Source organism: Paraburkholderia sp. BR14312 (assembly GCF_040948675.1).
Classification (GTDB): domain Bacteria; phylum Pseudomonadota; class Gammaproteobacteria; order Burkholderiales; family Burkholderiaceae; genus Paraburkholderia; species Paraburkholderia nodosa_A.
Map to the genome: position 1 here is coordinate 97,289 of NZ_JBFPKI010000001.1, position 23,968 is coordinate 121,256.

General features: G+C 62.5%; 20 protein-coding genes and 1 riboswitch. Of the genes, 2 read left to right on the plus strand and 18 right to left on the minus strand.

The window, feature by feature from the left end:
- The first annotated feature begins 71 nt into the window (after positions 1-71).
- On the plus strand, positions 72-1,601 hold the full coding sequence (locus AB3X98_RS00385; RefSeq protein WP_368603128.1) for a SulP family inorganic anion transporter: 1,530 nt from the start codon (positions 72-74) through the stop codon (positions 1,599-1,601).
- Positions 1,602-1,823: 222 nt separating this feature from the next.
- Here the strand turns inward: AB3X98_RS00385 and AB3X98_RS00390 are convergent, their stop codons facing one another.
- The 5 genes from AB3X98_RS00390 to AB3X98_RS00410 form a co-directional block, all read right to left on the minus strand.
- Positions 1,824-2,561, minus strand: coding sequence for a BON domain-containing protein (locus tag AB3X98_RS00390; protein ID WP_368603129.1), 738 nt, complete (start codon positions 2,559-2,561; stop codon positions 1,824-1,826).
- A 133-nt stretch (positions 2,562-2,694) separates the two neighbouring features.
- Positions 2,695-4,194 carry a type I glutamate--ammonia ligase gene (glnA, locus tag AB3X98_RS00395; RefSeq protein ID WP_368603130.1) on the minus strand — a complete coding sequence of 500 codons (1,500 nt, stop codon included), beginning with the start codon at positions 4,192-4,194 and terminating at the stop codon, positions 2,695-2,697.
- 19 nt (positions 4,195-4,213) lie between these two features.
- Complete coding sequence (locus tag AB3X98_RS00400) at positions 4,214-4,417, minus strand: hypothetical protein (protein ID WP_069262085.1); 204 nt, start codon at positions 4,415-4,417, stop codon at positions 4,214-4,216.
- Positions 4,418-4,478: 61 nt separating this feature from the next.
- Positions 4,479-5,453 (minus strand): cysteine synthase A, encoded by a 975-nt coding sequence (locus AB3X98_RS00405; protein WP_368603131.1) that lies wholly within the window; start codon positions 5,451-5,453, stop codon positions 4,479-4,481.
- A gap of 169 nt (positions 5,454-5,622) precedes the next feature.
- Positions 5,623-5,967 carry a hypothetical protein gene (locus tag AB3X98_RS00410; protein ID WP_069262087.1) on the minus strand — a complete coding sequence of 115 codons (345 nt, stop codon included), beginning with the start codon at positions 5,965-5,967 and terminating at the stop codon, positions 5,623-5,625.
- Positions 5,968-6,288: 321 nt separating this feature from the next.
- Here AB3X98_RS00410 and AB3X98_RS00415 point away from each other — a divergent pair, with 321 nt between their 5' ends.
- Positions 6,289-7,266, plus strand: a complete 978-nt coding sequence (locus AB3X98_RS00415) for a pseudouridine-5'-phosphate glycosidase (protein ID WP_368603132.1) — start codon at positions 6,289-6,291, stop codon at positions 7,264-7,266.
- Here the strand turns inward: AB3X98_RS00415 and atzF are convergent.
- From atzF to AB3X98_RS00480, 13 genes are all read right to left on the minus strand, one after another.
- The gene (gene atzF, locus AB3X98_RS00420) at positions 7,263-9,065 is read right to left on the minus strand and encodes an allophanate hydrolase (protein ID WP_368603133.1); all 1,803 of its coding nucleotides are present in this window, start codon (positions 9,063-9,065) and stop codon (positions 7,263-7,265) included. The two genes, AB3X98_RS00415 and atzF, sit on opposite strands and share 4 nt — an antisense overlap.
- An 18-nt stretch (positions 9,066-9,083) precedes the next feature.
- On the minus strand, positions 9,084-12,683 hold the full coding sequence (gene uca / locus AB3X98_RS00425) for an urea carboxylase (RefSeq protein ID WP_368603134.1): 3,600 nt from the start codon (positions 12,681-12,683) through the stop codon (positions 9,084-9,086).
- Between the two features lie 172 nt (positions 12,684-12,855).
- Positions 12,856-13,497 carry an urea amidolyase associated protein UAAP2 gene (locus AB3X98_RS00430; protein WP_069262091.1) on the minus strand — a complete coding sequence of 214 codons (642 nt, stop codon included), beginning with the start codon at positions 13,495-13,497 and terminating at the stop codon, positions 12,856-12,858.
- A gap of 14 nt (positions 13,498-13,511) precedes the next feature.
- Positions 13,512-14,216, minus strand: a complete 705-nt coding sequence (locus tag AB3X98_RS00435; RefSeq protein ID WP_069262092.1) for an urea amidolyase associated protein UAAP1 — start codon at positions 14,214-14,216, stop codon at positions 13,512-13,514.
- Positions 14,217-14,229: 13 nt separating this feature from the next.
- Positions 14,230-15,018 carry an ABC transporter ATP-binding protein gene (locus AB3X98_RS00440; protein WP_368603135.1) on the minus strand — a complete coding sequence of 263 codons (789 nt, stop codon included), beginning with the start codon at positions 15,016-15,018 and terminating at the stop codon, positions 14,230-14,232.
- On the minus strand, positions 15,015-15,830 hold the full coding sequence (locus tag AB3X98_RS00445) for an ABC transporter permease (protein ID WP_368603136.1): 816 nt from the start codon (positions 15,828-15,830) through the stop codon (positions 15,015-15,017). Before AB3X98_RS00445 ends, AB3X98_RS00440 begins: the two co-directional genes overlap by 4 nt.
- Before the next feature lie 33 nt (positions 15,831-15,863).
- The gene (locus AB3X98_RS00450; protein ID WP_368603137.1) at positions 15,864-16,934 is read right to left on the minus strand and encodes a putative urea ABC transporter substrate-binding protein; all 1,071 of its coding nucleotides are present in this window, start codon (positions 16,932-16,934) and stop codon (positions 15,864-15,866) included.
- Between the two features lie 58 nt (positions 16,935-16,992).
- Positions 16,993-17,092, minus strand: a riboswitch (guanidine-I (ykkC/yxkD leader).
- 321 nt (positions 17,093-17,413) lie between these two features.
- Positions 17,414-18,298: a dienelactone hydrolase family protein gene (locus tag AB3X98_RS00455; protein ID WP_368603138.1), complete on the minus strand. Its 885-nt coding sequence runs from the start codon at positions 18,296-18,298 to the stop codon at positions 17,414-17,416.
- A 174-nt stretch (positions 18,299-18,472) separates the two neighbouring features.
- Positions 18,473-19,300: an enoyl-CoA hydratase-related protein gene (locus AB3X98_RS00460; RefSeq protein ID WP_368603139.1), complete on the minus strand. Its 828-nt coding sequence runs from the start codon at positions 19,298-19,300 to the stop codon at positions 18,473-18,475.
- Entirely contained in the window at positions 19,297-19,743 is a 447-nt protein-coding gene (locus AB3X98_RS00465; protein WP_368603140.1) for a nuclear transport factor 2 family protein, read from the minus strand. Before AB3X98_RS00465 ends, AB3X98_RS00460 begins: the two co-directional genes overlap by 4 nt.
- A gap of 40 nt (positions 19,744-19,783) precedes the next feature.
- A complete protein-coding gene (locus AB3X98_RS00470; protein ID WP_368603141.1) occupies positions 19,784-21,808 on the minus strand; it encodes an FAD-dependent oxidoreductase in 2,025 nt (674 codons plus the stop codon).
- A 128-nt stretch (positions 21,809-21,936) separates the two neighbouring features.
- Entirely contained in the window at positions 21,937-23,049 is a 1,113-nt protein-coding gene (locus AB3X98_RS00475) for a beta-propeller fold lactonase family protein (RefSeq protein WP_069262100.1), read from the minus strand.
- A gap of 150 nt (positions 23,050-23,199) precedes the next feature.
- A complete protein-coding gene (locus AB3X98_RS00480) occupies positions 23,200-23,892 on the minus strand; it encodes a thioredoxin family protein (protein ID WP_069262101.1) in 693 nt (230 codons plus the stop codon).
- Positions 23,893-23,968: the final 76 nt, after the last annotated feature.

Here is a 23,968-nt window from a genome sequence, read left to right on the forward strand (position 1 = left end):
GCGCACGCCGCAAGTCGCGTCAGGACCGCCGCCGTCGAGTCCTCCACCCTTCTTTTCTACCCGTTTCCATCATGACTTCGAGAGCTTCCCTGTCCGCGCTTGCGCGTGACCTCGCCGCCGGCACCGTCGTCTTTCTCGTCGCCCTGCCGCTATGCCTCGGCATTGCAAGGGCTTCTGGGGCCGAGCCGTTGGCCGGCCTCGTTTCCGGTATTGTCGGCGGCATCGTCGTCGCCGCGCTCAGCGGCTCGCGCCTGAGCGTGAGCGGCCCCGCCGCTGGCCTCGTCGTGATCGTCGTGGATGGCATCGCGCGCCTCGGCAGTTTCTCTGCATTCCTGATTGCCGTGCTGCTCGCCGGTGTGCTGCAGTTCGGCTTTGGCATGCTCAAAGCCGGGCGGCTCGCCTCGTATGTGCCCACACCCGTCATCAAGGGCATGCTCGCCGCCATTGGCCTGATGCTGGTCATCAAGCAGATCCCGCTCGCGCTCGGACTGACGTCGGGCAACGAGACCGGTTCTCTCACTCACGCGCTCGAGTCGATCTCGCCCATCGTATGCATGGTCACTGTGATCTCGCTCGCCATTCTCGCGGGTTGGGAAACACGCGCCTTGCGACGCTTCACATTGGTGCGGCTCGTGCCCGCACCGCTCGTCGTCGTGCTTGCGGGCGTGAGCGCGACGCTGGTTTGTGGCTCGCTCGGCTCGGCATTCGCGTTGCCGGTCGAACAGCGCGTGGCACTGCCTGCCATCGAATCATTCGCGGCCCTCGGCGACGCTCTTCAGTTCGGTGAATTCGAGCTGAGCGTCGCGCGCTTTGCCGACCCGGAGATCTGGATCGTCGCCCTGACCCTCGCCGTCGTTGCAAGTCTCGAGACGCTGCTGAGCCTCGAAGCGGTCGAACAGATCGACCCGCAGCGGCGCGCTGCGCCGCCCAACCGTGAACTCAAGGCGCAAGGGGTCGGCAATATCGTCGCCGGGGCGATCGGCGGACTACCCATTACTTCGGTCATCGTGCGCAGCTCGGCCAACGTGCATGCCGGCGCGCAAAGCCGGCTCTCTGCGATCGTGCACGGCGTGCTGCTACTCGTCAGCGTGTTTGCACTCACCGACGTGATCAACATGATTCCGCTCGCGAGTCTTGCGGCCATCCTCATTCACACCGGCCTCAAGCTCGCCAAACCTTCGTTGTTCGTCGCGCTCGCGAAACAAGGCGCGGCGCCGTTCGCGCCATTCATCGTTACGATCGCCAGCGTGCTCGCCACCGACCTCCTCACGGGGATCATGCTCGGCGTGCTGTGCAGCGCGGGGCTCGCGCTGTGGGCGAATCTGCATCGGCCGATCGCGCTCGCGCGGCACGACGATCATTTCCTGGTCTCCTTTCGCAAGGACGTATCATTTTTAGGCAAGGTGCCGCTCAAGCAGATGCTCGCTCATATCCCGGATCGCGCGACAGTGATTGTCGACACCTCGCGCGCCGATTACATCGATTACGACGTGCGCGAACTGCTCGACCGTTTCATTGCCGAAGCTCCGTTGCGGTCGATCGCGGTGGAAGTCCGCCATGCGGCAGCCGTGCTACCGCCTGCGACTCGCTCGGGCATTTGAGCGCTCGCCCAGCGATGCCTGAGGGGTGCATGGCGGACAGCCCGGAACGCGCCATTGGGTTTTGGGTGCTTCCTCGGGAAGCCGACCGCTGCCGCCGAACTGCTTGCTGCCCAGCAGTGAGAGCGGCGCCATAACCGGCAGGTACGCGCACAGCCACCATGCGGCTATCAGATCCTGTGATCGCCCGATGCCGGGGAAATTCGCGATGGCGACGACTCACACTCAGGCGCGCACCTCGATCCGGTTGACCACACCTCCTACGGTGTCCAGACACCACGCATCCATCTCTGCCCGGCGCCTCTCAGCTTCGGTCGCTACACGCCCCGCAAGCGTAATCCGCTTGCTCTCCACGTTGATTGTGATTTGTTCAGCGTGAACGCGCGGATCGGATTCGAGCACGAGAGCGAGGGCCTCGTGAATCTCTTCGTCGCCGTCCGCTTCGGCCGGCACCAACTCCAGCAGATTCGTCACGTCCCGGCACCCGCCGACCCACCACGCGATCACGCTTGCGAGCCGTCGATGCGACAGGCTCATCACCTGGCCCGTCAACGGCACGAGGCCACCTTCCACGGTGACCTCCACAACGCCGCCGCCCTCCTCGCCGGCCTGGTCCATGGTGCCGCGCAGCATTTCGAGCTGGTCTTTCACGCGCGCACATATCACACAGTTGCGGAACTCCACCGTTCGCAAAATCCGTTCGCAGATCCGCGTGCGCAACTCGCCGTCGCCAATCGGCGGCTCAGCGCTGACGCGCAGTCGGTCAATGAGGGGTTCGCCGTCGCTGTAAGTCCGGGTCAACTGAATAAACCGCTTCTTGGACGCTATGTCCGGCACTTCGCCTGCAACCGTCAAGGCACCGCTATCGCGGCTGATGTGAATGGGGCAATTGTGGAGTTTCAGGTGCGATTCGTGTTCGAACGCCGCCATCACCTGCTTGAGGATCGCATCAGGGCGTTGCATGATTTGCCTCGCGCAAAGGGGAACGAAGCAGCCACCTCGATGCCCCGCAGTACAAAACGCGTCACGCGAGGCGGGCGCCGCCCAATTCATTATAGTTATTGCGCCCACCCTTCCCCTCAGCGTTGCAGTGTGATCAGACGTCGAAGTACAAATAAAACTCCCACGGATGCGGACGCAGCCTGATTGCGTCGATCTCATGCTTGCGCTTGTACTCAAGCCACGTATCGATGACATCTTCAGTGAAGACATCGCCTCTGCGCAAAAACTCGTTGTCGGCCTCGAGCGCATTCAGCGATTCGTCGAGCGAACCCGGCACCTGACGGACGTCCTTCGCTTTCTCGGGCGGCAGGTCGTAAATGTTGACGTCAAGCGGATCGCCTGGGTCTGTCCTGTTTTCGATGCCGTCGAGCCCGGCCATCAGCATCGCTGAGAAGGCGAGATACGCATTGGCCGACGGATCGGGACACCGGAACTCGACGCGCCGCGCGTTCGGCGAATCGGAGTACATCGGAATGCGCGCGGCCGCCGAGCGGTTGCGTTGTGACATCGCCAGATTCACCGGCGCTTCATATCCGGGCACGAGGCGCTTGTAGGAGTTCGTGGTCGGAGCGCAGAACGCCATCAGCGCTGGCGCATGCTTAAGCAGGCCGCCGATATACCATCGACACATGTCAGACGTAAGCGCCCAGCCATGCGCATCGTAGAACAGATTCTCGTCGTCCTTCCACAGGCTTTGATGGCAGTGCATGCCGCTCGCATTGTCGGCGAAGAGCGGCTTCGGCATAAACGTCGCCACCTTGCCGTTCTGGCGCGCGACGTTCTTGCAGATGTACTTGTAGATCATGACGTTGTCGGCCATCCGCGTAAGCGTGGAAAACCGCATGTCGATTTCGTTCTGCCCCGCTGTCGCCACCTCGTGGTGATGCACTTCCACCTGCACGCCGGCCTGTTGAAGCAACAACACGATCGTCGAGCGGATGTCCTGCAGTGTGTCGTGCGGCGGCGCCGGGAAATATCCTTCCTTGAAGCGAGGCTTGTAACCGAGGTTGCCGCCGCCATACGCGCCTTCGTCGCGGCCCGAATTCCAGTCCCCTTCGGCAGATTCGACAAAGAAGTAGCCGCTATGGGCATCCTGGCCAAAACGGATCGAATCGAATATGAAGAACTCGAGCTCGGGCCCGAAATAGCACGTCGTCGCCATGCCGGTCTGCTTCAGGTAGGCTTCGGCCTTCTTCGCGATGTAGCGCGGGTCGCGCGAGTACGGCTGATGCAACACCGGATCGATCACGTCGCAGATCATCGAGAGTGTGGGCGTTTCGCTCACGTGATCGATGAACGTGGTCGTGGGATCCGGCTTGAGAAGCATGTCGGATTCCTGAATTTCCTGAAATCCGCGGATCGACGAACCGTCGAAACCGATCCCGTTGGCAAAGAGGTCTTCGTGCACCTCGGGCAGCGTGATCGAAAAGTGCTGCCAGAGACCGGGTAGATCCGTGAATTTGAGGTCGACGATCTGAATCTTGTGTTCGCGCAGTAGTTCGATAACCTGTTGCGGGTTTTCAGGACGCGCGACACGATAACTGCCGGCGTCGACGGTTACATCGAACGCCGGTGCACCTCGTGGACTGGCCATGGGGACTCTCCCTGCGCAGCTACTGATCGTGTGCGAGCGCTTCGAGACGGGCGTAGCCCGCGTCTTTCGCTGCGCGCTCCGTCGCAAAGGGCTCTTCGGCGACGAGCGAGCGCCGCACTTCGCGCGCATCGAAATCGACGAGCGAGATAACCCACACCCAACCGCCGATCTGCTCGGCCGTCTGCACGAATGCGCGCACGTTGCCTTTGTCCTTGGTGCTCATTTGACCTCCTCACGAGATAAACACAAGGGGAACATGGGTGACGCCAGACTTGACGGGCAGTCTACGCCGGGACCAGGCCCCTTTGTTTCAACCAGTCCAGATTGAAAAGGCGGGAGCGGTACAACTCGCCGCCGTCGCACAGCAGTGTGACGATCGTATGCCCCGGCCCCATCTCCCGGGCAAGCCTGACAGCAGCCGCGACGTTGATGCCTGTCGAACCGCCGACATAGAGCCCTTCTTCGCGCAGCAATCGGTAGACCATGGTGACGCATGACTGGTCGTCGATCTGATAAGCGTCATCGATCGGCGTGCCGTCGAGGTTCGCGGTAAGGCGGCTGGAGCCGATCCCCTCGGTAATCGAGCTGCCTTCCGCGTGAATCTCGCCCGTCTTCACGTAACTGTACAAGCCGCTGCCGTACGGGTCGGCGAGAACGATCCACAGATCGCGGTTCTTCTCCTTCAGGAAGCGGGCCACCCCGGCGAGGGTGCCGCCAGTACCGGTCGCGCTGACGAACGCATCGACCGTGCCAGCGGTATCGCGCCAGATTTCTGGGCCGGTGCTCTCGTAGTGAGCCTTGCGATTGGCAAGGTTGTCGAACTGGTTCGCCCAGATCGCGTCGTCCAGTTCCTCCGCGAGCCTTCCGGCGATCTTCTGGTAGTTGTTCGGGTCCTTGTAGGGTGCGGCCGGTACCGGGTGGACTTCCGCACCCAGGACGCGCAACAGTTCCATTTTCGCGGGCGACTGCGTCTCGGGAATAACGATGACACAGCGATAGCCGCGAGCCGCGCAAATATGGGCAAGGCCGATGCCGGTATTGCCCGCAGTCCCTTCCACTACCGTGCCGCCGGGCCTAAGTTCGCCACGCTGCTCGGCGTCCAGAATAATGGACAGCGCCGCCCGGTCCTTCACCGAACCACCCGGGTTCATGAATTCGGCCTTACCGAGAATCTCGCAGCCGGTTTCGTCGCTGAGACGAGCGAGCCTGATCAGCGGCGTGTCGCCTACGCACCCGACAAAACCCGTCCGAACATGCATATCCTTCCCCCTGCAATCGCAAGCCTGGCATCAGGCCACTCTCACACTGGAAGGATAGGCAAAGATCCGGCGCACTTCCCGACGTTTGATGGGCAGTCGGTGAAGATGACCGGGAAGCGGATACGCCGACTCACTCGCAAAAAGCTTGCCAACGATCAGGGCACGCCGATCACCGCCCGGTCAGTAGCCGAAGGATCTTCTGCACGATGCGTTCGTGCAACTCGAGCGCCTCACCGAGCGTGCTTGCGCCAAAGCTCTCGTTGTCTTTTCGCGCTTGCATTCCGGCGATGCGCGTCACGAAGAGCGCGGGCTCGGCGGTCCGCGCGTCAGTCACACCGCGAAATCGCGTCGTGACCGTCACGCCGGACTCTTCGAGCAGCGTGCGGCGAAAGATCAATTCGTTTTCGGCCATCCAGCGCGACCACTCGCTGCGGTCGAACACCTCAACAGGCCTGTTCTTCGCGTCGAGGATGTAGAAGCGTTCGCACTGGGGCGGGATCGGGCGGGTTCTCATCCATTCCGATCCGGAAGGTTCGAGCAGGAAGCCGATCGCCTCCCGCCACCAGCTATCGTCGACGTGGCCAGGCCAGTCGTTATGCTCAGCCGCCTGGGAAAGTAGAGAAAACGTTCCTGCAACATGACGACGCCTGTCAAATGGATCGGCACGCGAAAGCGAGCCTCAGTTCGATTCACGTGAACAATGCGCCGGTCAGGATCTATCCGCAACCCGGACTGCCCGATCGTTCGTCTGGAGCACGTGGATCGGGCGAGCGATGCGCTGTGAAGCGTCCCCATGCGGCATACTCGAGTCCACGATACCCGAAGGCCCAAAGACATGGTTGCCGACCTCGCACACTCCTGGTTGACGTTCAGCGCGGCTGTAGCCGCTGCAAAGGCCGCCGGCCGCCCGCTTGTCGCGCTCGAGTCGAGCATCATCGCTCACGGCATGCCCTATCCGGAGAATATTCGCACTGCGCGCGAAGTGGAGGCCCTGGTCCGCGCGATGGGAGCCGAACCCGCGACGATTGCACTGATCGGGGGGCGAATTCACATCGGACTTGCTGACGACGAACTGGAACTGCTCGGCCGCTCGGAGCATGTACACAAGGTTAGCCGCCGCGACCTGCCGGCCGTGCTGGCCGCCGGCGGGGTCGGTGCCACGACAGTGGCTGGCACGATGATATGTGCCGCGCTGGCCGGCATCGAGGTCTTCGTCACGGGAGGCATTGGCGGCGTGCACCGGGGCGCGCAGGAAACCTTCGACATCTCGGCCGACCTGCAGGAATTGGCAAAGACCTCGGTGGCGGTGGTGTGTGCCGGTGCGAAGTCCGTCCTGGACATCGGGCTCACACTGGAATACCTGGAGACTTACGGCGTGCCGGTGCTCAGTTGCGGGCAGGATAATTTCGCGGCGTTCTACACGCGCGATAGCGGCTTTCGCGCGGACTTCCGGCTGGACGACGCAGCGGACCAGGCGCGCTTCATCCGCACCAAGTGGAACCTGGGCCTCGAGGGCGGCGTAGTGTTGAGCACGCCGGTGCCGGAGGCATCAGCGATGCCGTCTGCAGAGATCGACGCGCTGACTCAGCAGGCGCTGACTGAGGCCAGCGCACAAGGCATCACAGGGAAGGCCGTGACGCCCTTCCTTCTGTCTCGCATCACGGCACTCACGGGTGGACGCAGTCTGGCCACGAACATCGCGATCGTGAAACACAACGCCGAGGTCGGGGCACGACTGGCGCTGGCGTTGGCACACAGGTTGTGCACTGGATGTCGCGACGAGCGTTCCATCTCGCAGGGTCAATCGGGCTAGCGCTCGCTCGCGAGCCATGCACGCCATCCGCCGAATTCGGAGATATCGGTTCCCGACTTCACGCCATAGGGTTCGCACAAGAAGCCGGTCACCCACGAGCCGTCCGACAATTCGACCTTCCCCAGCACCAGCGGAGACGGCACGGTTGCCATGAACGAGCCTAACTCGACGCTCGGCATGTCCCAGACTTCGACCGCGATCTCGGAGCCGTTCCCGGCAACTCGCCACAATCCCGGGCGTCGGGTGCCGTCCGCGGAAGGCGGCAGCGCGGCCAGCCGATAATGGGCAGCCGTATGCGTTACCTGCATGCGTCGCGCGCCTCGCGAAACCAGGTCCTTGTTCAACGGCAGCCCTTGCATGTGAGCACCGCACACCGCGACGCGAATCCGGTCGTTGGCCGCGACTCGCCTGGCGGAAGGCTCCGGGCGGCTTCCGCCAACACATTCGATGCCACTCGCCGTCTGCAACACATCGGCGACCCCCAGCAGATACTGGTCGGTGAACGCGCGGCCAAAGACCGTCACGCCCCACGGGAGCCCGTTCTTCATGAACGCTGTCGGCGTGGCGACGGCCGCGTAATCCAGCAGATTCATGAAGTTCGTGTAGTAGCCGAGCAATGAGTTCGGCCCAATCGGGTCCTTCTCCAGTTCAGCGAGCGTCACAGGGCGCGGATACGTCGGCGTCAGCACGAAGTCCAATGAATCGAGCACCGCATCGCAGATCGCCTTCAACGCCTGCAGACGATACTGCGCGCGAAACAGTTCGACCGCCGTCGCGCCCGGTGCCTTGGCCAGCACGTTCCGAATAACGGGAAGCACGGCGTCTGGCGTCGCTGACATCAACTCGCCGGCCACGCTGTAGCGTTCCGCAACCCACGGGCCCTGATAAAGGAGATTCGCGGCCTCGACAAAGGGCTCGAAATCGATCTCCACTGCCTCGCCGCCTGCTGCTTCCAGACGCGCACGCGCGCTTGCGAACAATTCCGGACTCTCAGCGCATCCCGCGAATTCAAGACGCGCCGGAACCCCGAACCGGAACGACGTGGGCTTGCCGAACGCGCTTGCCGAGTTCCATTGCGGGTTTCTGCGACTGTATGCATCGCGAGCGTCGGTTTGTGCGGTCAATGAGAGAAGCTCACTGGCCTCGCCGGCCGTTGCCGTGAAGTAGGTCACGCAATCGAGTGTGCGGCAGGCCGGGACGACACCCGCCGTCGACAGGATGCCTTTGGTCGGCTTGAGTCCGATGAGATTGTTCAGGCCGGCAGGCACACGTCCCGACCCCGCCGTGTCGGTACCGAGCGCGAAACTCGCCACGCCCAATGCAACGGCAAGCGATGAACCCGCGCTGGAACCACCCGACGGGTAGTCAGGATGCACGCTGTTGCGGCATTTGCCGTATGGCGAACGCGTGCCGTTCAGACCCGTCGCGAACTGGTCGAGATTGGTCTTCCCGATCGGGATGGCGCCAAGCGAAATCAGCTGGCTGACGAGCGCCGCGGACTCCTTTGGCATGTACGCAAAGCCGGGGCACGCGGCGGTCGTTTGGACTCCTGCAAGATCGATGTTGTCCTTGATCGCGAACGGGACGCCGTACAACGGCAGACGCTCGAAGTCCTGCTTCTCGAGCCAGTCGAGGTATGGCGCGACTTCGCTTTCGGTCAGTAGATGAATGAAGAGATTGAACTCCGGATTCAGCGCGTTCGCTTTTCCGAGCAGTTCAGTCACGAGCGTGCGCGGCGTGAGGCGCCCGTCACGATACGCGCTGCGAAGCGTGGAAAGCCGCAGATCGAATGTCGGCATGGTTTTCTGTCCTTGTATTTAGTGGCGTTCAATGACTGCGACTCGCTGCCCCGCGCGCACGGGCGAGCCAGGGGCCACGTAAATATCGCCGACGGTCCCCGCACAGGAGGCGAACACCGAAATCTCCATCTTCATCGACTCCACAATGAGCAATACGTCGCCCGCGGCAACGACGTCTCCCGTCTTCACCTTCACCTGCCAGAGGCTGCCGGCGATTTCACAGTCCACGGCGACCTGCCCGTCTTCCAACGGAGCCACTTGGGCGTCCTCCGCGTCCGGTGCCTCGATTGCCTCTTCAGGGGTGCCCGCTTCGCGCCAACGCTCGCGCTCGGCCTGGAAGGCCGCCTGCTGTCGCGAACGAAACTTGCCGATGCTGTCGGCTTCGCTCTCGAGAAACGCTTGATAATCCGGCAGCGAGAGTTCCGACTCTTCGATCTTCAACGGATAACGCCCAAGCGGAAAATCGGCGCGGATGCGAAGCAATTCGTCGGCCGACACTTCGTAGAAGCGAATCTGGTCGAAGAAGCGCAGCAAATAGTGCTGACCGGCGAAATTCGCGACCTTGCGATAGCGATTCCACATCTGCAGCGTGCGCCCGACGAATTGATAGCCGCCGGGCCCTTCCATGCCGTACACGCACAGATACGCGCCGCCGATGCCGACCGAGTTCTCCGCGGTCCACGTACGGGCCGGGTTGTATTTGGTCGTCACGAGGCGATGACGCGGATCGAGCGGTGTCGCAACGGGTGCACCCAGGTAGACGTCACCGAGACCCATCACGAGATAGCTCGCGTCGAACACGATCTCTTTGACGGCATCGATGGATTCGAGGTCGTTGATCCGGCGAATGAACTCGAGGTTGCTCGGGCACCACGGCGCATCTTTGCGCACCGTGGTCATGTATTTTTCAATCGCAAGCTGGCACGCCGGGTCATCCCAGGAGAGCGGAATGTGCACGATCCGCGACGGCACGCGCAAATCCTTCTTCAGCAAGACCTGCTCCCACGCCTGACGTACGACATCCAGCAATTGCGCGAGCGCCAGTTGCTCCGGTCGATAGTGAATCTGGAGGGAACGGATGCCAGGCGTCAGATCGACGACGCCGGGAAGCGCCATGGCCTCGAGAGACTGCATGAGCGCGTGTCCACGAAAGCGCGAGACGAGGTCCAGCTCGGCGGGCCCAATCTCGAGCAGCAGATGCGTGTCACCGGACACGCGCGCAACGAGCCGCTCGCCGCCCGAACCCAGGTCGAGCACGATGGGCGAGGTCAGGGACGAGCGTCTGCTAGTCGGCGCGTTCGACTCGACCTCCAGGCTTTCCAGTTCGCGGGCGCGTTGACGTGCGGCTTCACGCGCCTCTTCTACCTCCACCGGAACGAAGCGGATCTTGTCGCCGGCCTTCAGTTGCCCGATGTGCCAGAGGTCGGCCTCGATGATGGTCACCGGACAGACGAAGCCGCCAAGACTCGGTCCATCGGGGCCGAGAATCACGGGCATGTCGCCCGTGAAATCGATGGCGCCGACCGCATAGGGATTATCGTGAATATTCGACGGGTGCAGCCCGGCCTCGCCGCCGTCTTCGCGAGCCCATTCCGGCTTCGGCCCGATCAGGCGCACACCGGTACGGCTCGAGTTGAAGTGAACTTCCCAATCCGTCTCCAGAAACCTTTCGATGTAGCGCGAGCTGAAGTACTCTGGCGCGCCGTGCGGACCATAGATCACGCGGAGGCTCCGCACGTCTTCGAGCTTCGGCACGGCATTCAGCGTCTTGCCAAACTGCGGATTCTCGAGCGGATAGAGGTGAAGTACGTCACCTGCGCGTATTGCGCGCCCGCCATGCCCGCCGAACTGACCGAGCGTGAAGGTGCTGCGGCTGCCGAGATACACGCCGACGTCCAGGCCGCCGCGTACGCACAGATAAGCGCGTGCGCCGGCGCCGCGAATGGTGCCGAGCGACAACGTCGAGCCTGCCGGGACAAAGAGGCTCGTATTCAACGGTTGCTTGACGTCGCCGAGCAGTACGGGAATGTCCGCCCCCGTGATGGCAACGACCGCGTCGGTATTGAAACGCAGCGTCGGGCCGCTCATCGTGATTTCGAGCGCGGCGGCATCGGGGGCGTTGCCAAGCAGGCGGTTGCCCAGCCGCATGGCGCGATCATCCATCGGCCCCGAAGGCGGAATGCCGACTGCCCAGTATCCGAGACGGCCGGGGAAATCCTGGACCGTCGTCTGCGTACCGCCGCTGACGACTTCGACCGTACTGGCCTCGTACTTGAGTCCCTCGAGGCACCGGGTCCATGGTTCGCCCGATGCAAACGGCTTGTCGTCCAGGATCTGACGCAGATAGTCGCGGTTCGTCTCCACGCCGTAAATGCACGTGTCCTGGAGCGCGTCCTTGAGCGCGCTGCGCGCCTCGTCGCGAGTCGGGGACCAGGCAATCACCTTGGCGAGCATGGGGTCGAAGTACGGCGGCACTTCGCAGCCGGCTTCGATCCACGTGTCGATACGTAGCGCGCGACCGTCGGCTGGCGGGAACGCGACGTCGGTCAGCAGGCCGGGGCTGGGCTTGAAGTCCCGGCCGGGGTCTTCTGCATAGAGCCGCGCCTGAATCGCATGGCCGCGCGGCGTCAGCTTCGCTGCGAGTTCATGCAACGGCTCGAGCGTGCCCGCTGCCAGCTCGATCATCCAGCGCACGAGGTCGACACCCCACACCTGCTCCGTTACGCCGTGCTCCACCTGCAGGCGCGTGTTGACTTCGAGGAAGTAGAACTGCTCGGCGGCGCTGTCGTACACGAACTCGACGGTGCCGGCGGAGCGATAGTCCACCGCCTTCGCGAGCTTCACGGCAGCCGCACAGAGTGCCTCGGAAATCCCGTCCGGCAAGCACGGCGCGGGCGTTTCCTCGAGCACTTTCTGGTTGCGCCGCTGCACAGAGCAGTCGCGCACGCCGAGTGCGATGGCATCGCCCGTGCCGTCTCCGAAGACCTGCACTTCAAGATGTCGCGCCCGCTCGATGTACTTTTCGAGGAAAACGCCGGAGTCGCTGAAATTGTTTTCACCGAGCCGCTTCACGGCATCGAAATGCGCACTGAGTTCGGCTGCATTCCAGCACACACGCATGCCGATACCACCGCCGCCGGCCGTGCTCTTCAACATCACCGGATAGCCGATGACTTCCGCCGCTTCCAGCCCCGCCATCAGGTCACCGAGCAAGCCGGTGCCCCTGAGCATCGGCACGCCCTCCTTCTCCGCGATTTCGCGCGCCGTGTGCTTCAGGCCGAAGGCGCGCAACTGCGCGGGCGTGGGCCCGATGAATGCAATCCCTGCCGCTTCGCAAGCCTCGCCAAAGGCGGCGTTCTCGGAGAGGAATCCATACCCGGGATGAATGGCCTGCACGCCCTCGCGGCGAGCGATCTCGAGGATTTTTTTCGTCTCGAGATAGGTCATTGCCGCGGGCCCGTCGCCCAGGCAGTGCGCGACGGGAGCCTCGCTTACATGACGGCTCGCTCTATCCGCCTCCGCAAAAACGGAGACTCCGGTGACATCGAGTTCGCGCAGCGTTCTGAGAATCCGGCACGCGATAGCGCCACGATTGGCGATAAGAATCTTCTCGAACATGGAAGGAATCTTGATTCAGAGGCGGGCCGTCCCGCCGTGGGAGATGCGAGCCGCGGTCGTCCACGGCCGTATTCGCGTCAGCGATCTGCCTGAGTCAGCGCTTCGCGCGTGAGCGTGAAATGACGTCCCGCGCGCACGAGCATGGCGAACGAGATCCAGCTGCGGAGATGCTTCAGTCCCATATCAGCAGCTCCGCGGGCGTCGGGTTGTAGGCGTTGCACGGATTGTTCAACTGGGGGCAGTTGGAAATCAGCACGATCACGTCCATCTCGGCACGCAGCTCGACGTACTTCCCCGGTGCGGAAATGCCGTCTTCGAAGGTGAGGCCCCCTTCCGCCGTCACGGGCACATTCATGAAGAAGTTGACGTTCGCGCCGATGTCCTGCTTCGAGAGGCGGCCGTCATGCGCGCAAGCGCGCAGGAAGTTGTCGCGGCAGCTGTGCATATAGCGCTTTCCCAGCGCATAGCGCACGGTGTTGCTCTCCTGTGCGCAGGCACCGCCGAGCGTATCGTGGCGTCCGCAGGTATCGGCAACGACGGTCAGCATCGGATTGCCGAGATTCGAGTACAACACCGAGCCGGCCGTCAGGTAGAGCCTCTTCTGCCGACGCAGCGTGCGTTGTGGGTCAAAGCGCTCGCGCGGATCAGCGAGGCTGTAGAACAGCGTATCGACCGCCTGGTTGCCCTCCAGATCGACGATGCGCAGTGTCTGGCCCGCCTTCACTTCGTGAAGCCAGGGCTCACCCGCGGCCACCGTCTCGCGGTAGACCGCGCTCTCGGGCTGTTTGTCGCTGACGACAAGCGTGCTCATCATGAAGTGGCCTCCGCTCAAAGAAAGAATCGCTCTGTGTTGATAAAGCCGCGCACGTTTTCCTCGCATGCGGTACGGCACACTTCAGCCACGCCAGGCTGCGCCTCGCTCAATTCGAGTTTCACCGCTTTGGGCGCATATTCAGGGTTCGGGTCGAGCGGGTGCTGAATCGCGGTGAGCACGACCAGCGTGTTCATCGGCGCATACAGTTCGACGTAGTCGCCGGCCTTCGAGTTGTGGCTCACGAAATTGAGCTCTCCTTCGCTCGTGACATCAACGCGGCTGAAAAGATTGAGCGTCATCAGCAGGTCTGAGATCTCGAGGCCCCACTTGCCCATCTCGACGAGCAAGTTGTCCGTGCCATTCCGGTAGAACGCGTTGCGCAGTTCCTGATAACGGCCAGCACCGTACCGCGCCGTGACCTCGTCGGCGTTCGTGACGCCACCGATGCTGTCGTGCCACCCGCATGTGTCGTCGACGATGGCAGCGAGAACACGCCCCATATCGGAGTACAGGCAGTGCCCCGTCGTGAGCTTTGCAGTGTGCTGGCACTTCAGCGAATCGGGGAGGTTCAGTCGCTCGCTCTTCTCCGTTGCATTGACCATCATCACGCTGACATTGGCGCCACCGTGCAGGTCGGTCACGCGCAGCGATTGCCCGCGCTTCACGATGAGCGAGGTATGGCCCCCGCCCGGTACGGTTTCTTCAAGCAATAACTTCATGTTCGAGTTCCCTTCATGAGACCGCTTCGATGCTGGACGCGCCTTGAACCGCCGCGCGCGCCAGATGCACGGCGGACACCGATTCGCGGCTGCGGTCGAGTGGAATGTTGTAGGTGACACGGGCTCCGTAGGCACCCGGCGCCTGGGGGTCCACGCGGACCTTGTCGAAAACCAGCACACGGCTTCCCAACGTGAAGCCCTCTTTGAGGTCATGCGTAACCATGAAAATGGTCAGCTTCGCTTCGCGCCACAGGTCCGAGAGCAGCGTGTGCATGTCCTTGCGGATACCGGGGTCGAGTGCGCCAAACGGCTCGTCGAGCAGCAGGACGCGTGGCTTCATCATCAAGGCCTGCGCAATGGCGAGGCGTTGTTGCATACCGCCGGAGAGTTGCTGCGGGTACTTGTTCAAGGCCGCACCGAGCCCCACCCGCTCGAGCATGGCGGCCGCCTCGTCTCGCGCGGCGCGCCGCTGCGCCCCGAAGAGTCTGCCCGTGAGCTTCGCTTTCGGAAGCTCCAGTCCCAGCATCACGTTGCGCAATACGCTCAGGTGCTCGAACACCGAGTAGCGTTGAAACACCACGCCACGATGGGCATCCGGCTCGCCCGGCAGCGGTTGACCGTCCAGCAGGATCTCGCCGCGCGTCACTTGCTCCTGACCCAGCAGCAGCCGCAAAAACGTCGACTTTCCGCAGCCGGAAGCGCCGACCATCGAACAGAACTCGCCCTCCTGGATCGTCAGATTCAAACGTTCCAGAACCACCTGGTCGCCGTACTCTTTCCATACATTACGGACTTCGATCATCGCCCACCTCCGCCGTACCAGGGGAAGGACCACTGCGTGATGCGGCGAAGCAGTTCATCGGTGAGCCACGCGAGCAGCGTGATCCAGGCGACGTACGGCAGAATCAGATCCATGGAGAGGTAGCGGCGCACGAGGAAGATGCGATAGCCCAGGCCGTCCGTCGATGCGATCGCTTCGGCGGCGATGAGAAAGAGCCATGCAGCTCCGAGCGAAAGCCGCATCGCCACCAGCAGGCGCGGCAGGAGTTGGGGCAAAACCAGACGCAGAATCACCGTCCAGCTCGTGGCCCCCAACGTCTGCGCCTTGACCCACAGCTCGGCGGGTATCTCGCGGGCACGGGCATGCAGGTCCCGAATGATCATCGGCGTGATGCCGAAAACGATGAGCACGACCTTCGATAGCTCATCGAGCCCGAAGACGATGAAAAGAATCGGCAGCACGGCCAGTGGAGGCACCATCGAGACGACGGTGATGAATGGCGAGAGCGTTGCGCTGACGAGCGGAAACGAGCCGGTTGCGATAGCGGCCACCAGCGCAATCACCGCGCTTACGACGAGACCGATACCCAGTCGTCGCAAGCTCGACAGCGTGTCGTCCCACAACAGATATTCACCCGTGCGCTTGTCTTCGGTGAATGCGACCAATCTCACGGCATCGCTCATTTGCGCCGCGCTCGGAAGCAGCTTGTCATCGGGATTGAGCTTGAGCCGCTGCGCAGATCCCGTGAAATACACGGCAAACAGCACGACGAACGGCAGCAGGAGCAGCATCATGCTGCCGATCCGGCTCGGATATCGATTGATGAGTCGCATGGTGACCGCCTGGTTGTGGCTTCGAAATCAGTCTCAGAGCTTGCCCGCGGCCGCCATCTCGACGTAGCTCGGGTCGAAACGCAGCTTGACGTTGTTCTTGTCGCCGACGATCACATTCTTGTCGAATGCCATGCCCACGGAATCCGCGCTCTTTGCATCCTGGCCGAGCAGACCGTGGTCAAAGGAGAACTTCGCGACGCGCGTCATGATCTTCGGCATGTCCGGGCTCGTGACGAAAGCGACTGCCGCCTGAGGTGTGTAAAAGAGCGCGGTGGTCGACAGCTGCCCCTTGAAGTTCTCAAGGTCGGTACCGGAGGCCTTCGCCATCGACGTCAGCGCGCTGGTGCTCGCCGCCGAATTGCTGTGCATCAGCGCAACCATTTCGAACCATGCGCCCGTCAGCGCCTTGCCGAGCACCGGGTTCTCTTGCAGCGTCTTCGTGTTGACGACCATCATGTCCATGATTTCGCCGGGAATCTTGCTCGAATCGAAGACTTCGGTAACGTTCGGCTGCGCCTTCAGATCGGCGAGCATCGGGTTCCACGTCACCGCGTTGTGAACAGTCGGCGTCGCGAATGCGCCCGAGATATCGGCGTCGGATGTGTTCACGACCTTGAGATCGCGCTCGCTCATATGGGCGCTTTCCAAAGCGCGCGCGAGCAGGTAGTGAGAGACCGAGAACTGCACGAGATTGACCTGCTGGCCTTTCAGGTCGGCGATCTGCCTGCCCTTGCCCTTCATGAGCACGCCGTCGTTGCCGTTCGAGTAATCGCTCACGATCAGCGCAGTCGAATCGACGCCGCCCGAAGCCGGGATGGTGAGCGCGTCCATGTTGGTCATTGCGCAGCCGTCGAACTTGCCAGCCGTGTACTGATTGATGGATTCGACGTAGTCGTTCAGCTGGACGACATCGATCTTGATGCCGTACTTCGTGGCCCACTTAGAGATGATGCCCTGGGTTTTTGCCTGGCCCCACGGCATCCAGCCGGCGTAGATGGTCCAGCAAACCTTGAAGTCGCTGCGGCCCGCAGCGAACACGGAACTTGAAGCGAAGGTGGCGAGGGAGACGGCGGCGATGCCAAGACAGCGAACGAGCTTGCGCATGAGGTTGACCTCGAAAGGGACGGTTAGCAACGGCAGGGAGCAGCGCAAACATCGCGTTCTCTCCCGGGCTTTTATCCCGCCGTGTAACCTCGCCTGAGGTCGCCAGCTCTCGGACCAGCACCTGCGAGAAGCAGGCCGGAACCCTAGCTGTCCATTTCCAGATTGTCTGAACCGGATGCTGCGCCGGCTCCTTGCCCACTCCTTAAAGCGAGAAGCGTGCCAATGAACCCAGGCACGGCTTTGTGGCGTGGAAGGCGTTTCTTCGCCCTGCGCCGGTAACAACGTGCACTAATATGCGTCGCGGCGCACCCGTTTCGGGCACTGCGACGGGCCATTCGTATCGCGGTTCGAACCCAAACCGCGCGAATTCTATGCGGCCGACGGCAGTACGGGCTTGCGCCACGGCCTTTCGTCGCCCGATGTGAAATGCCGTTTCGGGACTGGCGAAGCTCCCGGCCTTCGACCCGGTCACAGTGAACCTATGGCTTCAGCACGGCCCTGACGATTCCGCCGACGGCTTCTTTGGCACTGGCCGCCGCGTTCTCGTCGTATGCGATGGTTGTCCCGCGCTCGATACACGCATCGCTATAACTAAACGGTTGCTTCGTTGTGGCGTCGACGAGCAGTCCGTTTTCGACCTCGACCGTCCGGCAGTTTCGTGTGGTCTGTGCCTGCGATAGCTGCTGGGGTTGCCTGAGCGCTCGCGCGTCAAAGAAGTGACTGGCGCCGGCGTACTCGATCAACTGGACGTCATGCAGTTTCGTTCTCAGACGGCCCACATAGGCACGGCATGGCGCGACGGGATTGTAGTTGTCTGCAGTCCCCTGGAAAATACGCACAGGTTTGCCAACGACATCCTCGTCTTCGAGATACGTGGAGGTACAGTCGGGATAGAAAGCGACGAACGCCGCGAACTGGGTGCCGGGTTGGGCGTGCATCTTCTGGAACCGGCTCAGGCTTGCATAGAGCGCGTTTTGCCCTCCACGCGAGAAGCCCATGAGCATGATCCGGTTCGGGTCGATTCTCGGGTGCTTCGAAAGCGTCGCAATGGCGCGATAGGCATCCTCGGTCTGTGCCAGGCGGCCGAGTTGCGCTTGATCGTTGATCGTGTTGACGATACCTCGGCCGGAGAAGCTGTCGATTACGAAAGTCGCGACACCGAGCGATAGAAAATACTCCTCCCAGTCGGTGATGCTGCTGCCGATTCCGCCGGACGCATGCAGCAGGATGACGAGCGGAAGCCGGTCAGTACCGTTTCGGGGAAGCCGAAGTTCGCCAGCCACCGTAACAGGTTTGCCATCCTCGCGCCCGCTCAGAAATTCCTGGTCCGTGAGCGTCACGGACGGAATCGGGATGACCTCCATTCGCGTCACCTGCGCGCGTGAGGCGTTCGCGAGGCAGCTGCACACGCAGATCAATGCGATTCGGACGAGCAGAGTTTTGCTTGTTCTCGACATGACGCGCCTCTTCTTCAGTACTGGTTCGCGTGACTGACTTACGAAGTCCAGTATAGGCAGACGTAGTGCGAGAGCGGGAGATCAGTCAGGCAACGGCGGCAAGCCATCGAAGCGCGGGTCACGCCTGGCCTGCCAGCCTGCGATGGCTTCGGAGAGGTCCGCCGTATCGAATATGGCGCTCTGAAGCAGGGCCATGTGCTGCAGCGACTCCGCGGTTGCGTGGTCGCGGGCGAAGTTCATCGCCGTCTTGCTCCCCGCCACAGCCAGCGGCGATTTCGATGCGATGCTGCGGGCCAGCTCCATCGCATGGTGCTGGAGCGCATCGGCGTCGGGCAGCACGGCATTGACGAGCCCCACGGCGAGCGCCCGTTCGGCGCTCAAACGCTCGCTGGTGTACGCCATCTGGCGCGCGACGCCCGCAGGAATGAGTTTGGGCAGGCGTTGCAGCACGCCCAGATCGGCCACCATGCCGATCTGCGTTTCCTGCAGGCAGAAGAAGGCGTCCGCCGTGCAGACGCGAATGTCGCAAGCAGCGGCAAGGTCGAGGCCGCCTCCGATGCACCCGCCCTGCACGGCGCAGATAACGGGGAAACGTGCCTTGTCGAGCACGTCGAAGCAGTCCATCAGATCTGCGAGAGCGCGCTGAAAAGCGAGGCGTTTGCGTGGACTGCGGGTGTCGAAGTCGTTCGCTATGTTGGCGAACACCTCGAAATCCATACCGGCCGAAAAGTGCTTGCCCGTCGAACTGATGACGAGCACGCGGACCTCGCCACTCGCATCGAGTGCCTGCACCATTTCGCGCAGGCCCGTATAAAACGCGAGGTCCATTACATTGAGCCGGTCGGGACGGTTCAATTGAAGATGCGCGATGCCGGCTTCGTTACTGAGGCGAAAGTATTGATCGTTCATGGATGGCTCGCGGCTTTATACGCGGGGAGAACATGAGCCAGACGCGCGCCCATCTCGGCACCCAGTACCTGCAATGCATTGAACGGCCGGATCATCACTTCGAACTCGACGATGAGGCCCGCATCATCGAAGCGGATCATGTCGATGCCTTTGAGCTGCTTGTCCTGCACGGTCGCGCTGAACTCAAGCACGACGTTCAGCCCGTCGGCACTGCTGAACTGCCTATGATAGGTAAAGTCCCCGAAAATGGTGATCACCGTACGCAGCGCCATCAGCAAGGCGGGCGCGGGACCGTAGGGCTTGAACGCCATCGGCGAGCGAAAAACGGCCTCCGGATGCACGATGGACTCCAGCCGGCTGAGATCCTTGCTGTCCACGAGCTCATGCCAGATCGCGAGGGACCGCGCGACAGCGGGAGAAAGATTGAGTATGGCGTCAGTCATATCGGGTCCGTTTTCAGGTCCTGGGGAAAACGCAGCGCGCTCACAACGAAGCGGCAAGCGTGGTGCCCTCATGGATGGCCCGCTTGGCGTCGAGTTCGGCAGCCTCGGCAGCACCACCGATCACGTGCACCTTGCGGCCGGCGGCCAGCAACTGGTCCGCCAGCTCGCGCAGCGGCTCCTGTCCTGCGCAAACCACGACGTTCTCGACAGCGAGGATTTGCGGCACACCGTCGATGCTCACGTGCAGCCCATCGTCGTCGATGCGCTGATATTCCACCGAGGAGGACATGCCGACGCCGCGCGCCTTCAAGGCCGTCCGGTGAATCCATCCTGTCGTCTTGCCAAGGTTCTCGCCAACCTTCGAGCGCCTGCGTTGCAGCAGATGCACGCTGCGAGCCGCCGGACTCACGACCGCCCGACGCAATCCACCGCGTTCGGCATAGTTCGTATCGACGCCCCATTCGGCGAAGAATTTTTGCGGATCGAGACTCGCGGACTCGCCTTCATGCACGAGGTACTCGGCCACGTCGAAGCCGATTCCGCCAGCCCCCACAATGGCGACGTCAGATCCCACCGGCTTGCCGTCGCGCAGCACGTCCAGATACCCCAGCACCTTGGCGTGGCTGGCGCCTTCGATGCGCAGCTCGCGCGGCAGAACGCCGGTTGCCACGACCACCTCATCGAAGCCCTCCTGCATCAGCGCTTCGGCGCTCGCACGCGTGCCGAGGCGAAGCTCGACGCCCGTCAATTCGATCTGGCGGCGGAAGTAGCGCAGCGTTTCATTGAACTCTTCCTTGCCCGGCACTTTTTTGGCGATATTGAACTGGCCGCCGATCTCGGTGCTGGCCTCGAAGAGCGTAACGGCATGACCGCGGCTGGCCGCGGTCACCGCGCAGGCGAGACCGGCCGGACCCGCACCCACGATCGCCACACGCTTTGGCTGCGCGGCGGGCCGGATGACGATTTCCGTCTCGTGACAGGCCCGCGGATTGACGAGGCAGGACGTGACCTTGCCAGCAAAAGTATGGTCGAGACAAGCCTGATTGCAGCCGATGCAGGTATTGATCTCGTCGGCGCGGCCCTCGCGAGCCTTGCGCACGAATTCGGCATCGGCGAGGAATGGGCGCGCCATCGACACCATGTCGCACGCGCCGTCGGCGAGCAGCTGTTCGGCGAGCTCGGGCGTGTTGATGCGATTGGTGGCGACGAGCGGCACCGCGACCTTCCCCATTAGTTGCTGCGTGACCCAGGCCCAGGCGCCGCGCGGCACCTTGGTGGCGATGGTGGGAATGCGCGCCTCGTGCCAGCCGATGCCCGTATTGATGATGCTGGCGCCCGCCTGCTCGATAGCCTGTGCGAGCTGGATGACTTCCTCCAGCGTCGAGCCGCCCTCGACCAGATCGAGCATCGAAAGCCGGTAGATGATGATGAAATTGCGGCCGACGCGCTCGCGCACGCGGCGCACGATCTCCACCGCGAAACGTATGCGGTTCTCGTAACTGCCGCCCCAGCGGTCAGTGCGATGATTGGTGCGCATCGCGATGAATTCGTTGATGAGGTAGCCCTCGGAGCCCATGATCTCCACGCCGTCGTAGCCGGCATGTTGCGCGAGGGCTGCGCAGCGGACGAAATCGTCGATGGTTTCTTCAACCTCGTCGTCACTCAGCGCGTGAGGGGTGAACGGATTGATGGGGGCTTGCAGCGCACTGGGCGCGACCAGCATCGGCTGGTACGAGTAGCGGCCGAAATGCAGGATCTGCATCGCGATCTTGCCGCCTTCCGCGTGAACGGCGCGCGTAATCGTACGGTGCCGCTCGGCTTCCCCCTCTGTCGTCAACATCGCGCCGCCATGCATGGGGCGCGCGCGTTCGTTCGGCGCGATGCCGCCGGTCACGATCAACCCAACTTCGCCACGCGCGCGCTCCGCATAGAACGCGGCCATACGTTCGAAGCCGTTCGGCGCTTCCTCCAGACCGACGTGCATGGAGCCCATCAGCACGCGGTTCTTCAAGGTCGTGAAGCCCAGGTCGAGTGGGCGCAGAAGATGGGGATAGTGATTGGTCATGTTTATGCAACTGGTTGTATGACGGCGAGGTCGATAATGCAACCAGTTGCATAGAGAATCAAGCGAATGCGAGGATTTCGAAAACCTCCTCTATAACGTCTCTTTGATCAGACGTGACTTGCGCGCTGCTAGCGCGCCGCGATCCCCTGGGCTCCGGGCGGTACGCCGGTCACCGAACCAATCGGTTCGAGCGTGCCGTCGGGCATCACGCGAAAGCCGCTTACGGCGCCGTTGCCTTCCCGCACATAGAGGAATTTGCTCCGACTGCTGAGCGCCATGTCGAGCGGAGCGCTGAGCGTACCAGCAGCGGCATTGAGCAGGTTGATCTTCCCGTCCGCGGCAATGCGCAGACTGCTGATCGTGCCGCTACCGGCATTGGCAGTAAAGGCGAAACGTCCGTCGCCGGTCGTGACAAGCCAGCAAGGAGCGGCCTGGCCCAGCGGGATCGCCGCGCTGATCGACTCGAGATGTTTGCCGTCTTCGACTTCGTATGAGGAAACGGAACCGGACCCGGCCTCGGAGACGATTGCATATCCGCGTGTCGTGATGGAAAAGCCGAACGGCGTAACGCCGTTCGAGGCATGAGGGGTCGATGTCGAGGCGTAGCCGGTAAAGCCGACAGAATACGTGTCAATGAGTTGCGTGCCCTTTTCGGTCACCAGCAATTCATTGCCTTCCGGTGCGAACCTGACTTGCGCCGGCTGGGCGGCGGTTCCGCCGGCAAGCGGCCGTTGCGAGCCGGGTAACGCAACGAGGCGCTTGCCGAGTGCGTCGACAAAATAGCCGCTAATGTTCGGCGTGCCGCCGGCGTTGAGCACATACGCGATCGGCCCCTTGACCGTCACGCTGACGGGCATCTGACCGCCCGACGGCTTTCTGTCGAGCAGCGTCAGTTTGCTGCCATCGATTGCGAAAAGTGAAACATCATTGCTGCCGGCATTCACCGCAAGCAGAAAGCCCGAGTCCAACGTCAGCGCGCCCTGCGAGCCCAACGGATCGGCGCCCGTGCCCGCTCCTTTTCCGCCGGTTTGGTAGGTAGCCGCGTAGGTCAGTGTTCCGTTTGTGGCTCGAGCATAGACGAGAACCGAGTTTCCGGAAGGCTGGTTCGACATGACGTAGACGGCCCCGGGCGGATCGGCCTCGGAAGCGGCTTGCGCAAAGCTGCTTGAAGCGAATCCCAGCGCTGCGGCGAACGCGATGGTCCGCAAAGGAAACGATGAAGCGAACGTGACAAATGACATGACGAACTCCTTGCCTGGTAGACACGACTTCGTTAGGGGAACTGCCACTGCACTGCGCACTCCTTCTGCCCTCATAGCGTCGTTCGACGATATACAAAGCACACCTTAGTAATGGCGATGGAAAGACCTGTTAGCACCATTCCCGCCGGCTCAAGGCGCACCGTTGGTCACTCGCGCCGCGCCGATGATCGCACCATCCGTCGACTGGATCAGGATTGCCGCCTGCTCACCGGCCGGCGAAGGAGGCTCGAGTTTCAACGGCGCGCCGGTCCATTCGCCGACGGCCTGTATCGAGCGAACGACGTTGGCCTCCCTGAGCGTACGCCCCGTGTTTTCGCCTCGCCCGACCTCGGTGACATGCCCGGTGTCATAGCCAACCAGCAAGACCCGACCGTGGCCGGTGCCGCGTCCCACCATGACTGATAACGTCCCGCCGTGCCGCACACCACTCACATCCACCCCTGCTTCATCCGCTTTCTGCGCGATCGCGATCGCCGCCTCGGCTGCACGTCGATTCGAACCCACCAGTCCCTTCTGGCCGTCGATCACCATTTCGGGCGTGTAGGCGCTCTCACCAAAACGCGCGCTGTACTCGGCCTGGCGCTGCGTGGCGGCTTCCAGCGAGTAGGGGTCGCGCCAGCCCAGGCCGTCCCAGTACGTCACATGAAATGCGAGGGGAAGCACCTCCCGGCGCTCGCGAGATAGCTCAGACAGGTAGGCATCCGCGGGCGGACACGAGGAGCACCCTTCCGAGGTGAACAGCTCGACCACGACCGGCCTGGCTGAGGCCACGACGGGCGCGACGAGAAAAAAGAACGCAATAGCAACGAGCCGAACGGACATGATCTGTCTCCAGAACGACAGGACTGCCTCTTAGTTCGCTCGGTCGCGCATCCCGGTTACAGCTGGAAGGAATTTA

What these genes read in the sequence shown, in the direction of transcription:
- AB3X98_RS00435 (WP_069262092.1), bottom strand. Translation starts at nt 14,216, where the DNA reads ATGAAGTTATTGCTTGAAGAAACCGTACCGGGCGGGGGCCATACCTCG.
- AB3X98_RS00430 (WP_069262091.1), bottom strand. Translation starts at nt 13,497, where the DNA reads ATGATGAGCACGCTTGTCGTCAGCGACAAACAGCCCGAGAGCGCGGTC.
- AB3X98_RS00410 (WP_069262087.1), bottom strand. Translation starts at nt 5,967, where the DNA reads ATGAGAACCCGCCCGATCCCGCCCCAGTGCGAACGCTTCTACATCCTC.
- AB3X98_RS00480 (WP_069262101.1), bottom strand. Translation starts at nt 23,892, where the DNA reads ATGTCCGTTCGGCTCGTTGCTATTGCGTTCTTTTTTCTCGTCGCGCCC.
- AB3X98_RS00440 (WP_368603135.1), bottom strand. Translation starts at nt 15,018, where the DNA reads ATGATCGAAGTCCGTAATGTATGGAAAGAGTACGGCGACCAGGTGGTT.
- AB3X98_RS00450 (WP_368603137.1), bottom strand. Translation starts at nt 16,934, where the DNA reads ATGCGCAAGCTCGTTCGCTGTCTTGGCATCGCCGCCGTCTCCCTCGCC.
- AB3X98_RS00465 (WP_368603140.1), bottom strand. Translation starts at nt 19,743, where the DNA reads ATGACTGACGCCATACTCAATCTTTCTCCCGCTGTCGCGCGGTCCCTC.
- AB3X98_RS00475 (WP_069262100.1), bottom strand. Translation starts at nt 23,049, where the DNA reads ATGTCATTTGTCACGTTCGCTTCATCGTTTCCTTTGCGGACCATCGCG.
- glnA (WP_368603130.1), bottom strand. Translation starts at nt 4,194, where the DNA reads ATGGCCAGTCCACGAGGTGCACCGGCGTTCGATGTAACCGTCGACGCC.
- AB3X98_RS00455 (WP_368603138.1), bottom strand. Translation starts at nt 18,298, where the DNA reads ATGGAGGTCATCCCGATTCCGTCCGTGACGCTCACGGACCAGGAATTT.
- AB3X98_RS00415 (WP_368603132.1), top strand. Translation starts at nt 6,289, where the DNA reads ATGGTTGCCGACCTCGCACACTCCTGGTTGACGTTCAGCGCGGCTGTA.
- uca (WP_368603134.1), bottom strand. Translation starts at nt 12,683, where the DNA reads ATGTTCGAGAAGATTCTTATCGCCAATCGTGGCGCTATCGCGTGCCGG.
- AB3X98_RS00400 (WP_069262085.1), bottom strand. Translation starts at nt 4,417, where the DNA reads ATGAGCACCAAGGACAAAGGCAACGTGCGCGCATTCGTGCAGACGGCC.
- AB3X98_RS00385 (WP_368603128.1), top strand. Translation starts at nt 72, where the DNA reads ATGACTTCGAGAGCTTCCCTGTCCGCGCTTGCGCGTGACCTCGCCGCC.
- AB3X98_RS00390 (WP_368603129.1), bottom strand. Translation starts at nt 2,561, where the DNA reads ATGCAACGCCCTGATGCGATCCTCAAGCAGGTGATGGCGGCGTTCGAA.
- AB3X98_RS00470 (WP_368603141.1), bottom strand. Translation starts at nt 21,808, where the DNA reads ATGACCAATCACTATCCCCATCTTCTGCGCCCACTCGACCTGGGCTTC.
- AB3X98_RS00460 (WP_368603139.1), bottom strand. Translation starts at nt 19,300, where the DNA reads ATGAACGATCAATACTTTCGCCTCAGTAACGAAGCCGGCATCGCGCAT.
- atzF (WP_368603133.1), bottom strand. Translation starts at nt 9,065, where the DNA reads ATGCCGACATTCGATCTGCGGCTTTCCACGCTTCGCAGCGCGTATCGT.
- AB3X98_RS00405 (WP_368603131.1), bottom strand. Translation starts at nt 5,453, where the DNA reads ATGCATGTTCGGACGGGTTTTGTCGGGTGCGTAGGCGACACGCCGCTG.
- AB3X98_RS00445 (WP_368603136.1), bottom strand. Translation starts at nt 15,830, where the DNA reads ATGCGACTCATCAATCGATATCCGAGCCGGATCGGCAGCATGATGCTG.